Annotated in this window: 12 protein-coding genes; 5 read left to right on the top strand and 7 right to left on the bottom strand. The window is 71.4% G+C overall.

The window, feature by feature from the left end; genetic code table 11:
• Positions 1–85: 85 nt before the first annotated feature.
• Positions 86–454 (top strand): hypothetical protein, encoded by a 369-nt coding sequence (locus V7793_RS23390; RefSeq protein ID WP_168091641.1) that lies wholly within the window; start codon positions 86–88, stop codon positions 452–454.
• A 10-nt stretch (positions 455–464) separates the two neighbouring features.
• Positions 465–731 (top strand): DUF4031 domain-containing protein, encoded by a 267-nt coding sequence (locus V7793_RS23385; RefSeq protein ID WP_168091635.1) that lies wholly within the window; start codon positions 465–467, stop codon positions 729–731.
• Between the two features lie 89 nt (positions 732–820).
• Here the strand turns inward: V7793_RS23385 and V7793_RS23380 are convergent, their stop codons facing one another.
• A complete protein-coding gene (locus V7793_RS23380; RefSeq protein ID WP_336009535.1) occupies positions 821–1,483 on the bottom strand; it encodes an HD domain-containing protein in 663 nt (220 codons plus the stop codon).
• A gap of 59 nt (positions 1,484–1,542) precedes the next feature.
• Here V7793_RS23380 and V7793_RS23375 point away from each other — a divergent pair, with 59 nt between their 5' ends.
• Positions 1,543–2,241, top strand: a complete 699-nt coding sequence (locus tag V7793_RS23375; protein WP_336009533.1) for a copper homeostasis protein CutC — start codon at positions 1,543–1,545, stop codon at positions 2,239–2,241.
• Between the two features lie 32 nt (positions 2,242–2,273).
• On the opposite strand, the gene V7793_RS23370 is transcribed toward V7793_RS23375, so the two are convergent.
• Entirely contained in the window at positions 2,274–3,509 is a 1,236-nt protein-coding gene (locus tag V7793_RS23370) for an MFS transporter (RefSeq protein ID WP_336009531.1), read from the bottom strand.
• Positions 3,510–3,606: 97 nt separating this feature from the next.
• Here V7793_RS23370 and V7793_RS23365 point away from each other — a divergent pair, with 97 nt between their 5' ends.
• A complete protein-coding gene (locus tag V7793_RS23365; protein ID WP_336009529.1) occupies positions 3,607–3,942 on the top strand; it encodes an ArsR/SmtB family transcription factor in 336 nt (111 codons plus the stop codon).
• 100 nt (positions 3,943–4,042) lie between these two features.
• Here the strand turns inward: V7793_RS23365 and V7793_RS23360 are convergent, their stop codons facing one another.
• The gene (locus tag V7793_RS23360) at positions 4,043–6,112 is read right to left on the bottom strand and encodes a HelD family protein (protein WP_336009527.1); all 2,070 of its coding nucleotides are present in this window, start codon (positions 6,110–6,112) and stop codon (positions 4,043–4,045) included.
• 369 nt (positions 6,113–6,481) lie between these two features.
• Between V7793_RS23360 and V7793_RS23355 the strand changes: the two genes are divergently transcribed.
• Positions 6,482–6,622, top strand: coding sequence for a hypothetical protein (locus V7793_RS23355; RefSeq protein WP_336009525.1), 141 nt, complete (start codon positions 6,482–6,484; stop codon positions 6,620–6,622).
• 67 nt (positions 6,623–6,689) lie between these two features.
• Here V7793_RS23355 and V7793_RS23350 read toward each other — a convergent pair whose 3' ends face one another.
• The 4 genes from V7793_RS23350 to V7793_RS23335 form a co-directional block, all read right to left on the bottom strand.
• Complete coding sequence (locus tag V7793_RS23350; protein ID WP_336009523.1) at positions 6,690–8,339, bottom strand: DNA repair helicase XPB; 1,650 nt, start codon at positions 8,337–8,339, stop codon at positions 6,690–6,692.
• A 54-nt stretch (positions 8,340–8,393) separates the two neighbouring features.
• Positions 8,394–10,778 carry a tetratricopeptide repeat protein gene (locus V7793_RS23345; protein WP_336009519.1) on the bottom strand — a complete coding sequence of 795 codons (2,385 nt, stop codon included), beginning with the start codon at positions 10,776–10,778 and terminating at the stop codon, positions 8,394–8,396.
• The gene (locus V7793_RS23340; protein ID WP_336009517.1) at positions 10,775–12,361 is read right to left on the bottom strand and encodes a hypothetical protein; all 1,587 of its coding nucleotides are present in this window, start codon (positions 12,359–12,361) and stop codon (positions 10,775–10,777) included. Before V7793_RS23340 ends, V7793_RS23345 begins: the two co-directional genes overlap by 4 nt.
• A gap of 216 nt (positions 12,362–12,577) precedes the next feature.
• Positions 12,578–12,845 (bottom strand): WYL domain-containing protein (locus V7793_RS23335; RefSeq protein WP_336009515.1); only part of this gene is annotated, 268 nt, incomplete at its 5' end.

Below are 12,845 nucleotides of genomic sequence, written 5' to 3'. Positions count from 1 at the left end.
CGCCGGTAGTTTCTTTCAGTTTGCTGCTCACCTTTTGAAAGGTATTTTCAGGGTGGTGAGCCGTCAACCGCCCCTGTCCGGGACAATGGACCGTATGGAGCTCGAACAAACGCTGCACACGGCGCGTGCCCTGATCCTCGCCGACCTGGTTGCGGGTGATGTGGCGGAGGCCGACGTCGTCTCGCTCGTCGAGGACGCGGTGGCGCAGCGGCGCTGGTGGGTCGAGCAATGGCCGGAAGGCGCCGGGTTCGTGGTCGGGCTGATAGCCCAGGACGTCCAGGACGCCCTGCTGGAGCGGTACGGCCGCTGGCCGCTGTGCCCGCTCTGCACCCGGTCCGGTGATCTGCACGCCCTGGAGGTCGAGCCGGAGCTGGGGCCCGACCCGCACTGGGCCTGCACCAAGCAGACGGTCCTGGTCGCGCCCGTCGGCTCGCTCGCCGGTGCCCTGCGGTGAGGCGCCGCCGATGACGCTCTACATCGACCCGCCCGTCTGGCCCGGGCACGGCCGTATGTGGTCCCACCTGATCAGCGATGTGTCGTACGACGAACTGCACGCGTTCGCCGCGCGGCTCGGCGCGCCCGCGCGCGCGTTCGACCGCGATCACTACGACGTGCCGTCGACGTCCTACGGGGACGCCGTGCGGCTGGGTGCGGTGGAGGCGAGCAGCAAGGAGCTGGTGCGGCTGCTGGTGGGCGCGGGGTTGCGGCGGCCGAAGCACGAGCGGCCGTAGTCCTCCGTGCGGCCGTCATCCGTGCGGCCGTAGTCCGTGCGGCCGTAGCCCGTGCTGGCGTGGTCCGTGCAGGTGCGCGGTCAGCCGGTTCAGCCGGTCAGCAGGTCCAGTTCGGTGGTGAGGTTGTGGCGCGCGACCGCCTCCCAGCGGTCGTAGCCCAGCGGCGTGCGGAAGAGCCGCGGCAGGCCCAGGAGCTGCCGCAGCACGGCCGAGCGCCCCTCGCGGAAGGCCGCGTCGGGCACGAAGGCGTACTCCTCGCGGACGGCGGCGGCGTAGGCCGCGTACTCCTGCGGGGAGCCCGCGAGCACGGCCAGGTCGGCGTCGGAGAGCACTTCGCCGTCCCGGTCGCCGGCCCCCGGGGCGTGGCCGGCGGTCAGCCGTACGAGCCGGGCGACCTCGGCCGTGCGGGCGGCGCCGATGCCCAGCTCGGGCAGGGCGCGCTCGGCCAGATGGGCGCTGCGCTCCTCGTTCTCGGAGCGGTCGGGGCGGTAGACCGCGTCGTGGAACCAGGCGGCGAGGCGTACGGCGTCCGGGTCGTCGGCGTGCGCGGCCAGCTCCTCGACCCGGTCCAGGACCGCCACCAGGTGATCGACGGTGTGGTAGCGGCGCTGCGGCTCCGACCAGCGGCGCAGCAGGTCGTCGGCGTACGGGCCGGGGTCCGGGGACGTCGCGCCGCCGCGGGCGCGGTCGACGGCCTCCTGCCAGCGGATGCGCAGGGCGGGGCCGGACGGGTGCTCGGTCGTAGCTGCCATGGGGCCAATTGTGGGGCACCGCTTTTGGCGCGGGGCCCCCGTATGGCAGGCTGTGCAATATGTCTAGACCAATTCTTGAGGTGATCGCGCTCGGTCCGCGGGACGCGGTGGCGGCGCAGGACGGCGGGGCGGACCGCCTCGAACTGGTCACCGACATGGCCGCGGACGGCCTCACCCCGCCCCTGGAGACCTTCACCGCCGTGCGGGACGCCGTCCGCATCCCCGTGCGCGTCATGCTGCGCGCCGCCGACGGCTTCTCCGCGGGCGACGCGGCGGCCCTGGACGCCCTGTGCGACCGGGCCCGCGCGCTGGCCGCGGAAGGCGCCTCCGAGTTCGTCCTCGGCTTCCTCACCGACGACGGCCGCGCCGACCTCACGGCCGTCGCCGCGCTCGCCGACGCGATCGGGCCGCGGGCGCGCTGGACGTTCCACCGGGCCATCGACCGGGCGGCCGACCGCGACGCCCTGCGCAAGCAGCTCGCCGACCTGCCCGGCCTCGACACCTACCTGACGGCGGGGTCCGCCTCCGGGGTCGACGACGGCCTCGCCACGCTCGTCGCGGAGGCGGGGCGGGCCGACGACCCCGGCTACGAGCCGCGGATCATGGTCGGCGGCGGGCTGCAGCTCAAGCATCTGCCGGTGCTGCGCGGGGCCGGGATCTCCGCCTTCCACATCGGCGGTGCCGCTCGGCCGGACGGGTGGGGCGGGCCGGTGGACGCCGGCGCGGTGCGGACGTGGCGGGAGGCGCTGGACGCGTAGGGCGTTCCGGGGCCCCGCCCCGGCCCCGGGCCTCAAACGCCGGACGGGCTGGACTCCTGCCGGGCCCGGTTCCCGGCTGCGGGCCCGGCCGGGGTCCGCGTGCGGCCTGCCCCCGCAGCCGCGGCGGCCGTCGCGGCCGGCCTCGTCGTCCCTGCCGCCATCCCCAGCGCCACCAGCGCCAGCGCCGACGCCCCCAGCGGGAACCAGCGCTCTCCCAGGAGTGCCATCGCCAGGCTGCCCGTCCCGCCGCCCGCGGCCATGCCCAGGTACAGCGCGCTGCTGTTGAGGGAGAGCAGCAGCGGCGCGTCGGCGGGGCGCAGGGAGGCCAGGCGGTGGGGCTGGGCCACCGAGATCGACCAGCCCGCGAGCGGCACCGCCAGCGCGTAGACGAGCGCGCCCGTCATCGTCCGGCCCAGCCACGGCAGTGCCGCGAAGAACACCGCCGAGACCACGCTGCCGGCCAGCAGGACCTTGCGGACGCCCCAGCGGTCCACGACGTGGCCGCCGAGCCAGCTGCCCGCGACCGAGGCGACGCCCGTCGCCAGCAGGATGGTGCTGAGCCGGTCCGCGTCGCCTCCCGTCGCCGGGTGGACGGCCGTGCCCAGGTAGATGTAGACGGACTGGAACGCCATGAAGAAGGCGAACGTCGTCGCCGCGGCGGCCAGGACGCGCCCGTCGCGCAGCGGGGAGAGCCGCTCCCGCAGGCCCACCGCCTGGGCGGGCGCGGGCAGTTCGCGGAGGAAGGCGGCCAGGCCCAGCAGGGCCACGGCGCCGAGCGCGGTGACGAGCCACATGGTCAGCCGCCAGTCCGCCCGGCCCACGTAGGTGCCGAGCGGCACCCCCAGGGCCGTGGCCACGGTCATCCCGCCGAGGACGGTCGCGATGGCCCGGCCGCGCCGCTCCGGCGGGACGAGGGTGGTGGCGGCCGCGCTGGCGTTCGGGCTGTAGAGGGCGGCTCCGGCGGCGGCCAGGACGCGCGTCGCGAGGAGCGTCGGATAGTCGGGCGCGAGGGCGCTCAGGGCGTTCGCCGCGGTGAACACGGCGAGTGCCGTCAGCAGCAGGCGGCGGCGCGGCCAGCGGGCGGTCGCGGCGGCCAGGACCGGGGCGAGCAGCGCGTATGCGAGCGCGAAGACCGTCACCACCTGGCCGGCCGCCAGGACGGAGACGCCGAGGTCGTCGGCGACCCGGCCGAGGATGCCGGCCATGACCATGGTGTCGGTGCCCACGGCGAAGGTGCCGAGGGCGAGCAGGAGTAGTCGCAGACGCACAGGATCCCCCCGAGATCAATCGTTGGATGCTCGTCAAACAATTGGGGACGGGTGGATAATTGTCAAACAGTTGTCGGGGGCGAGGAGGGAAGAGCACATGCCGGAGGAGTGGCTGCCGCAGCCCGCGACCGAGGACATCCAGCTGGTCAGGGTGCTGCACGCGCTCGGCGACCCGGTGCGCCTGCAGCTCCTGTCGGTGTACTTGAGGGGGCAGGAGTTCGCCTGCGACCTGAGCGGGCTCGGCCTCGACCACCTGCACAAGTCCACGGTGTCGCACCACATGAAGGTCCTGCGCGAGGCGGGGGTGACCTCGACGCGCGTCTCCGGCCGCAACCGCTTCGTGCAGCTGCGGCGGGGGGATCTCGACAAGCGGTTCCCCGGGCTGCTGGACGCCCTGCTCAGGGGGCTGGAGCCGGAGGGGGAGGCCCCGTAAGGACTCCCGGGCAGCCGCGTAAGCCCTCCCGGGCAGCCGCGTAAGGCCTCCCGGGCAGCCGCGTAAGGCCTCCCGGGCGCGGGTCCTCCGTGTGCAGGGGTTACTCCGGTGCGTGCAGGGGCTGCGTCAACTGCCCCGGCAGCGGCTCCGCGTGAAGCACCGTCAGCCCCGACACCGCTCGCGTCAGCGCCACGTACAGCCGCCGCAGCCCCGTCCGCTCGTCCGGCTCGCCGGCGACGACCGCAGCCGGCTCGTCCAGGACCACGTAGTCGTACTCCAGGCCCTTCGCCAGCGAGGCCGGCACCAGCGTCAGGCGGGCCTCCGCTGTCGTCTCCTCGCCCGGGGCCAGGTACGGCAGGCCCGCCTCCGTCAGGAGCGCGCCCAGCGCCCCGATCCGCGCGTCCGCCGCGATCAGGCCGGTCGACCCCTCCCGCTCCAGCGACTCCCGGCACGCGGCCACGACCGCCGCGTCCAGCTCCCCGCCGGACACCGCGCGCACCGCGAAGTCGCCCGCCGCCTCACGGACGGACGTCGCCTCGGCCAGGCCGGGGGCGATGGCGGGCAGCAGCCGCGACGCGTAGGCGATCACCTCGCGCGGCACGCGGAAGCCCTGCGTGAGCTCCTCCACCGCCGCCTCCGGCTTGCCGAGGTGCGTGAGCGCCTCCTGCCAGCTGGCCGTCGCCCACGGCGTCGTGCCCTGCGCGAGGTCGCCCAGGATCGTCGCGGAACCGGTCGTGCAGCGCCGGCCCACTGCGCGGTACTGCATGGGGGAGAGGTCCTGGGCCTCGTCCAGGACCACATGGCCCAGCGACGGCGTCCGCGCCACCAGGTCCGCCGCCTCGTCGATCAGGACCGCGTCCGCCGCCGACCACTTCGCCGACTTCACGCCGCGCGCCGGCTTCGCCCACAGGATCTCCGCCTGCTCCTCCGCCGAGAGCACCCCGTCCGCGTGCTCCGCCAGGAACTCCGCGTCGGACAGCAGCCGCAGCACCAGCTTCACCGGATCGACCGCGGGCCACACCGCCTTCACGGCGGCCTTCACGGCGGCGTTGCGCGCGACCGCGTCCTGCACCCGGTCGTCCGGCGCCTCGCCCGCCTGCTCCATGCGCACCAGCACGGCGTGCGCGATCCGCTGCGGCAGGGCCTCGCGGGCGGCGCCGTAGCGGATGTCGCGGCCGAGCAGCTCGCGGACGATCTCCTCGATCTCGTACGCGGGCACCCGCCACCGCCGCGAGCCGCGCACGACGACCACGGACTCCTCCGGCATCGTCACCCCGGAGCGCACCGCGCGCCGCAGCACCTCCGCCATGCGGGCGTCGCCCTTGATGCGGGCCGCCTCCGCGCGGTCCGTGCCGCGCACCTCCACGTGCGCGACGAGGTCGTCGACCGTCGCCTGCGCCACGTTCAACTCGCCCAGCGCGGGCAGGACTTGCTCGATGTAGTGCAGGAACGACCGGTTCGGGCCGATGACCAGTGTGCCCGTGCGGGCGAGGCGCTCGCGGTGCGCGTAGAGCAGATAGGCCACGCGGTGCAGGCCGACCGCCGTCTTCCCGGTGCCGGGAGCCCCCTGGACGCACACCGTGCCGCCGATCCCCGCACGGACGATCTCGTCCTGCTCCGGCTGGATCGTGGCCACGATGTCCCGCATGGGGCCCACGCGCGGCCGCTCGATCTCCGCCTGCAGGAGCTGGCTGGCCCGGTCGGCGGTGGACGCGTCGGTGAGGTCCTCGTCCTCGTACGCGGTGAGTTCGCCGCCCGTGTAGCCGAAGCGGCGGCGCATCCGCACGTCCATCGGCTCCTTCTTGGACGCCCGGTAGAACGGCTGCGAGACGGGCGCGCGCCAGTCGATCACCATCGGGTCGCCGTCCGCGTCGTGCACGTGCCGGCGGCCGATGTAGAACTGCTCGCCCTCCGCGCCCTCGGCCTGCTCCGCGCCCGGCGCGTGCGTGTAGTCCAGGCGCCCGAAGAACAGCGGGGTGTGCGCGAGGTCGGCCAGCGCCGTGATGCGGTCCTCGATCTGCCGCTCCAGGACTGCGGCGTTGACCCAGTTCGCGGTGACGTCCTTGATGTCCAGGGCCTCGACGTCCTCCCTCATCGCGCGCAGGGCGGCGCGGGAGGAGGAGAGGTGGGTGCGCTCCCGCTCCAGGGGGTCGTTCGCGTGGGTGGTCACTTGCGGCGCGGGCACGGCAGAGCCTCCAGACGTACGGGGGACGATCGGAAGCCGCCGGTTTCCGTCCGGTCGGCGGCCGCGCTCCGTGCGGCGGCGGGCGCTGCGGGAGGCGGGCGGGAAGGGAAGATTGTAGTCAGCGGGCCGGGGGCGCGCGAGCGTTTTTCCCGCGCCCCGGAGTCGCCCCGGGGCCCCTCCCGAGGGCGTCCCGAGGGCGTCCCGGGAGCGTCCCATGGGCCCTCCCCAGGGTCGTCCTCAGGGTCGGCCTCCACCTCCCGTAGGACGCCATGATCCTCGGGTCGTACGCCCGGGCCTGCGCTTTTACACCGGCAGGCCGATGTCCGGGGCGCCGCGGGCAACCATCATGGAGACATGAACACAGCAGCCATGAACCCGGACTCCGCCACCGACGAATCCCCCTTCGCGCACGCCCTCCGTGCGATCAAGGCCTTCGCCGGCGCGGCCGTCAGCGTCGTCGTCCTCGGCCAGTACGCGGACGACCGCAGGGCCTGACCCCGGCTCCCCTCCGTACGGGGCCGGGGCCGTGCGCGGCCGTGGAGCCTGCGCACGCTCGTACGGCCTACGCCTCCTCGCCCGCGAGCAGCGAGTCCGCGTCCACGATGCGGTACGCGTAACCCTGCTCGGCCAGGAACCGCTGCCGGTGCGCCGCGAAGTCCTGGTCGACGGTGTCCCGGGCGACCACCGAGTAGAAGCGCGCCTCGTGCCCGTCCGCCTTCGGGCGCAGCACCCGGCCGAGGCGCTGGGCCTCCTCCTGCCGGGAGCCGAACGTGCCCGACACCTGGATGGCGACCGTCGCCTCCGGAAGGTCGATGGAGAAGTTCGCGACCTTCGAGACCACGAGCACCGAGAGCTCGCCCTGCCGGAAGGCGTCGAAGAGCTTCTCGCGCTGGGCGTTGCTGGTCTCGCCCTTGATCACGGGCGCGTCGAGGTGCTCGCCGAGCTCGTCGAGCTGGTCGATGTACTGCCCGATGACCAGCGTCTGCTCGCCCTTGTGCCGGGCCACCAGCGCCTCCGTGACGCGCCGCTTCGTCGCGGTCGTCGCGCAGTAGCGGTACTTCTCCTCCGTCTCGGCCGTCGCGTAGGCGAGCCGCTCGGAGTCCGTGAGGTTGACGCGCACCTCCACGCAGTCGGCCGGCGCGATGTAGCCCTGCGCCTCGATCTCCTTCCACGGCGCGTCGAAGCGCTTCGGGCCGATGAGGGAGAAGACGTCGGACTCGCGCCCGTCCTCGCGCACCAGCGTCGCCGTCAGGCCGAGCCGCCGCCGCGCCTGCAGATCGGCCGTGAACTTGAAGACCGGCGCCGGCAGCAGGTGCACCTCGTCGTAGACGACCAGGCCCCAGTCGCGGGAGTCGAACAGCTCCAGGTGCGGGTAGATGCCCTTCCGCTTGGTCGTCAGGACCTGGTACGTGGCGATGGTGACCGGCCGGATCTCCTTCTTCGTACCGCTGTACTCGCCGATCTCGTCCTCGGTCAGCGACGTGCGCTTCACCAGCTCGTGCTTCCACTGCCGCGCCGAGACCGTGTTCGTGACCAGGATCAGCGTGGTCGCCTTGGCCTTGGCCATCGCGCCGGCGCCCACGAGCGTCTTGCCCGCGCCGCAGGGCAGCACGACCACGCCCGAACCGCCGTGCCAGAACCCCTCGACGGCCTGCTGCTGGTACGGCCGCAGCGCCCAGCCGTCCTCCGCCAGCTCGATCGGATGCGCCTCGCCGTCCACGTAGCCGGCCAGGTCCTCCGCCGGCCAGCCCAGCTTCAGCAGCGTCTGCTTGATCTGCCCGCGCTCGGAGGGGTGCACGGCGACCGTGTCCGGGTCGATCCGGGCGCCGACGAGCGGCTGGACCTTCTTCGAGCGGAGGATCTCCTCCAGGACGGGGCGGTCCGTGGACTCCAGGACCAGCCCGTGCGTGGGGTGCTTGACCAGCTTCAGCCGCCCGTAGCGGTCCATCGTCTCCGCGATGTCGACGAGGAGCGAGTGCGGGACGGGGTAGCGCGAGTACGTGACGAGGGCGTCGACGACCTGCTCGGCGTCGTGCCCGGCCGCCCGAGCGTTCCACAGGCCCAGCGGGGTGACCCGGTAGGTGTGGATGTGCTCCGGGGCGCGCTCCAGCTCGGCGAAGGGGGCGATGGCGCGACGGCATGCGTCGGCCTGCTCGTGGTCCACCTCCAGGAGCAGCGTCTTGTCGCTCTGGACGATGAGGGGTCCGTTCACGCCTGCACCCTTTCGGTAAAGGTCAAACTTCTAGTATGCCGCATACGCGATCGATCACATCTGGCCGTCCATGGCGCGCATGCCGACTCCAGACCTCCTTCGCACTCGGTCAATGAGGTCGAGCGTTTCTGCTGCACTCTCCCTATCGCCGGTCTGGTGATACAGGTCGGCGGCGAGCTCCAGGTTTTCCAGGGCCTCGGTGTTACAGCCCTGCTCGAGAAGCGCGAACGCGAGACTCTTGAGCTCGGCGGCCAGACCGTGATCGTCCTTGCCCTCGAGGAATGCCTCCAGGGCGAGGGTGTGCAGCCGTACAGCCTTGTTCCATTTGCCCTGCTTCTGGCGCACGAGAGCCATATTTCCCAAAGTCATCGCCTCGCCGCGGCGATCTCCCAGGCGCCGGAAGGTGCCCAGTGCCTCCTGCTGCGCGGTGAGAGCCGCTTCTAACTCGCCGGCAGCGGTCAGCGTGCCGGCGAAGTTGGACAGTTCGACCGCCCTCTCATGAGGAATGAGCAGGCCGTCGGCCATGTCGAGCGCGCGCTTGTGCAGCGCCACGGCCTGCTCGGCCTTCCCGTCGTTGCGCGTCGCCTTGGCGAGGCTGCCCAGAGCCTGGGAGTAACCACGTAGGTCGCCCAGTTTTCGGAAGATCTTCGAGGCCTTGTGGAGGACGCGGGAAGCCTCCTTCACGCGTTCCAGCTCGGTCAGAGTCTCGCCGGTGTTACTCAGAGCGGACGCCATTCCGATCCGATCACCGGCGCGTTTGAACATCTCTGCGGCTTCGGAATGAGCCGCCACAGCCTCTTCGAACTTGCGCTGATCGTGGAGCGACAGCCCGAGGTTGTTCAGTGCGCCGGCCAGGGCTCGCTGCTCCTTCAACCGCCGGCAGATCTTGATGGCCTTGTAGTGCGCGCGAACAGATTTGCGCAACTTGCGCATGTCTCGAAAGACCACACCGAGAGAACTCAGCAGAGCTGCCTCGTGAAGACTGTCCTCATGCCTTCGACTCGACTGGATGCCCGCGGCCAGCACCCACCTGGCATCCTCCAGGTAACGCGCCTCCATCAGGAATTGTGAGACGGGCACCGCCAAGGCCACGCACATCAGATCGTCGTCGGCCTTATGAGCCCGGATGGCTGCCGCGACCAGGGTATTCCGCTCGGCCTCCAGCCACTGCAGCGCCGCGGTCCGGTCAGTGAAGAGGGGCTTCTCAGTGGGCTGTGCCGCCGCGGGGGCGAAGAGCGTTTCGCACGCCAGCGTGGTCATTTCGTGGAAGTAGAGGAGCAGATGCATGAGGCCCTTGCCCCAGGAGTCTTTGACCGCCCCGAGCTGCTCCCAGGCGTAGAGGCGCACGAGACTGTGCTGCTGCCAGCGCCCGTAGGGCTCTCGGGACTCGACCAGGTGCCGTCGAGCCAGATCCAGCAGGAGTCGTTCGGTCTCCTTGACGCTCTCGCCGTACAGCTGGGCCGCGGCCTCGGTGGAGAAGTCTGGTCCAGGGTGCAGGCACATGAGTCGGAAGAGTTTGGCCTGGTTTTTGGTGAGCCGTCGGTAGGACACTGCGAAGGCCGCGGTTACGGCGCGTCTCTCCCGGCTCAGCACGGAAAGTCTGGAGTGCGCGTCCTCAAGGTCCCGGCGGAGGTGGGACAGAGGCCGGGTCGGCACGTCCACAAGTAGGGACGCCAAGATGCACAGGGCCAGTGGCAGGCCGCCGCACAGTGCGACGAGCCGGTCGGCCTCGGCGGTCTCAACTGTCACCCGCGGGTCTTCGGGCAGAGCCGCGCGGAGGGCGCCGTCCAGTAACTCCTGCCCCTCGTTGGCGGGCAGCTCCCGCAAGGTGAGTGCCAAGGCGTTCAGCTCCGCGAGGGAGTGACGCGAGGACACGAGCGTGGCCGTGCTTTCGTCGCTCGGCAGGAGATGGCGGATCTTGTCGGTGGCGGGTACATCATCCAGAACGACCAAGACTCGTTGCCCGGCCGCGCCCATTGCGCTCAGCGCGGAACGGTAGACGCGCGCGCGTTCCTCGAGCCCGGGAGGAATGTGTTCCGGGGGGATGCCGAGCGCCCGCAGTAGGGTGCCCAGGGCCCGCTTCGGGGAAACCTTGCGCTTCGCGTCGTAGCCCTGCAGATCGACGAAGAGGACCCCACCGGGGAACCAGCCTTCCTGCAGCGCTCGATGGGCTGCCTGGAGTACGAGTTCGGTCTTGCCCGATCCGGCGAGCCCGGATACCACCACAGTGCCGCTCATGTCGTCGGGTGGCGTCGGCGCCAAGGCCGTGAGGAGTCGTTCCAGCTGGGTGCGGCGCCCGGAGAAGGTCGCCGACTGCCGGGGAAGTCCGGCTAGTGCGGGGTCCGGGCGGTCGGGGAGCGTCAGGGTGACGGTCCGCCCCTGAATCACGCAGCCGAAGAAAACTCCTCCGCTGATGTGGTTCTCGGTTCTGTCGGTCATTCCCCGCCCTGCCGGTGCCGAGCAAGGGCCCTGTTGTAGGCGAGCACCTCGGCGGTGGTGAACATGTTCCTGGTTTCCTCGGTGACCACGTACCCGACCTCGCGCCAGGCATGGATGAACGCGGGGTCGATGCCCAACTCAACCGCACGCTCCGCCATTTCCAACATCATGCCGTCGAAGTACTCTTTGGTGAGACGGGTGGGCTCGTCCGCGTCGGGGTCGAAGAACAGCGGGTCGCCCGGCCCTGGATCGCGGCCGAACTTCTCTCGGAAGGCGTCCCGTTGGCTCTTCAGGGCGCCCTTCAACTCCTCTCCATGAGGGGTGTCGGTCGAGATCCGCACCACGGAACTGCCGTCCGCGTTCCAGATGCGCTCGACTGGGTGGTTGAACCGGCGGTGCGTAGCAAGCGTCCCGCCGGACTTTTTGCGGACCTTGTGCAGCACCACCTCTCGCACGGCCTCGCGCCGCTCGGCCCATCGCTCGTCCGACTTCTCCTCCATGCCGTCCATGCCGTCCGCGCTGCCCGTCTCCTCGAGATCGGCGGCGCGCCCCCGAGCGGCAGCGCTCAGGCGCATTCTGGCGTGCATGCCGAGCCAATCCAGCAGGTCCGGGGTAACTGCTGCTTCCAGCGTGGAAATCTTGGGTATGCCCAGCTCGAAGGCCAGACGTGGCAGGGCGAGACCGGGAGAGCTAGTCCAGAGCAGGGCATCCGCGGGGATCGGCTCGGTGAAGGCGGGTACGGCGAAGAGATGCCCGAGGGTGTCAGCGACGGACATCTCCAGCTCGGGAGCGGCAAGAAGGATGTCAAGCACTGGCACCAGTGACGATGCCTCGTCCAGGGAGTAGGCCCACGCCGTGGCGTGTTCGCCCATGTCCTCCAGAAGCTCGCCGGGCTTCGTCATGAGTGCCGCGTACAAGGCCGGCAGCAGCACTCCGGATTCCTGTTTCACTGGCAGCCCGGCGTCATGGAACCGGCGCAGCCCGTCGCGGAGAACGGCCTGAGGTGTGTCGGCGGTCCATGACTCCTCCGTGCCTTTCCAGAACTGCTTGACCCGTTCCCTTGCGTCCTCCGGCAGGTTGGGGCGTTGCAGATCCAGAGACGGGCCATAGACCGCGCGGCAGCCCTGGAGGGCTGCTTCTGGCAACAGTCGCCGGGGCAGGCGACGCCGGTCGAGCCCAGCCGCTTCCAGCCGACCGGTGAGCGCCAGCAGTAGTTTCCCATCGTCCACGGGAAGCCCCAGCTCTTCGCTCGCCGTGACGGTCTCGCGGACGAAACGCTGGATGCCTTTGCCGTGCACGGTGCCTCGCAAGAGGCGCAGCCATGCATCGCGCGCGTTGGCGAACTCGAACTCGTCGGTGAAGGTCTTCGGCCAGGCAGTCCCAAGGAACAGCGCGTCGAGCGGATCGATCTCGTGGTACCAGACCGGTCCATCCCCGTCGAGCTGAGCCCCTGCGAGCGCGAGGTAGCCGAACGCATAGGCGCCAGCGAGGCTCAGGCCGCCGGGTGCGTTCGAGCTGAGCAGGGTTTTGAGCGCTCTGGCGCCGACGTCCTGAGGATCGCGCTCAGTGGCTGCGGCGATCACGGTCGGTGTAGCGCTTCGCGATCGCCGGTCCTGTTTTTTCCTCGATGCTCTGCCCACGTTCCCCTCCCCGGTGCAAGGATGGCGCATCGCACCGGAATCGGCCGCGGTATCCGGGGAACTTTGGCAAGCGGGCTGAGAACCCCGCTCCTGGGGGCGGAGGCCGCGTCGAGTGGTCTCGCCGGATCAGGACAGGTGGGCCACGCCTGGTCGCGCGCATCAGGCGTGCTCGTCCGCCAGCTCCGCCACGCCCGTGATCCGGTGCAGGGGGTACGTGCGGACCTCGTCCGCCGTGTGGTCGTAGCCGGTCACGAAGCCGCCCTCGACGCGCACCGGGGCGATGACGCGCTGGCTCGCCGCGCCCTCCGCGTTCACGTAGCCGATCCACACCGCGGCGCCCGTGAGCACCGCGGCCTGCATCGTGGCGAGGGTGTCCGCGGAAGTGGTGCGGGGCAGGCCGCCGTCGGCCGGGGCGGGGGCGGCCACC

Origin of the sequence: Streptomyces sp. KLMMK, assembly GCF_036961605.1 — a bacterium.
Classification (GTDB): Bacteria; Actinomycetota; Actinomycetes; order Streptomycetales; family Streptomycetaceae; genus Streptomyces; species Streptomyces telluris.
The sequence above is the reverse complement of the archived record's forward strand: the minus strand, read 5'-3'. Positions and strand labels throughout refer to the sequence as shown.

What these genes read in the sequence shown, in the direction of transcription:
- V7793_RS23390 (WP_168091641.1), top strand. Translation starts at nt 86, where the DNA reads ATGGACCGTATGGAGCTCGAACAAACGCTGCACACGGCGCGTGCCCTG.
- V7793_RS23355 (WP_336009525.1), top strand. Translation starts at nt 6,482, where the DNA reads ATGAACACAGCAGCCATGAACCCGGACTCCGCCACCGACGAATCCCCC.
- V7793_RS23345 (WP_336009519.1), bottom strand. Translation starts at nt 10,778, where the DNA reads ATGACCGACAGAACCGAGAACCACATCAGCGGAGGAGTTTTCTTCGGC.
- V7793_RS23380 (WP_336009535.1), bottom strand. Translation starts at nt 1,483, where the DNA reads ATGGCAGCTACGACCGAGCACCCGTCCGGCCCCGCCCTGCGCATCCGC.
- V7793_RS23365 (WP_336009529.1), top strand. Translation starts at nt 3,607, where the DNA reads ATGCCGGAGGAGTGGCTGCCGCAGCCCGCGACCGAGGACATCCAGCTG.
- V7793_RS23375 (WP_336009533.1), top strand. Translation starts at nt 1,543, where the DNA reads ATGTCTAGACCAATTCTTGAGGTGATCGCGCTCGGTCCGCGGGACGCG.
- V7793_RS23385 (WP_168091635.1), top strand. Translation starts at nt 465, where the DNA reads ATGACGCTCTACATCGACCCGCCCGTCTGGCCCGGGCACGGCCGTATG.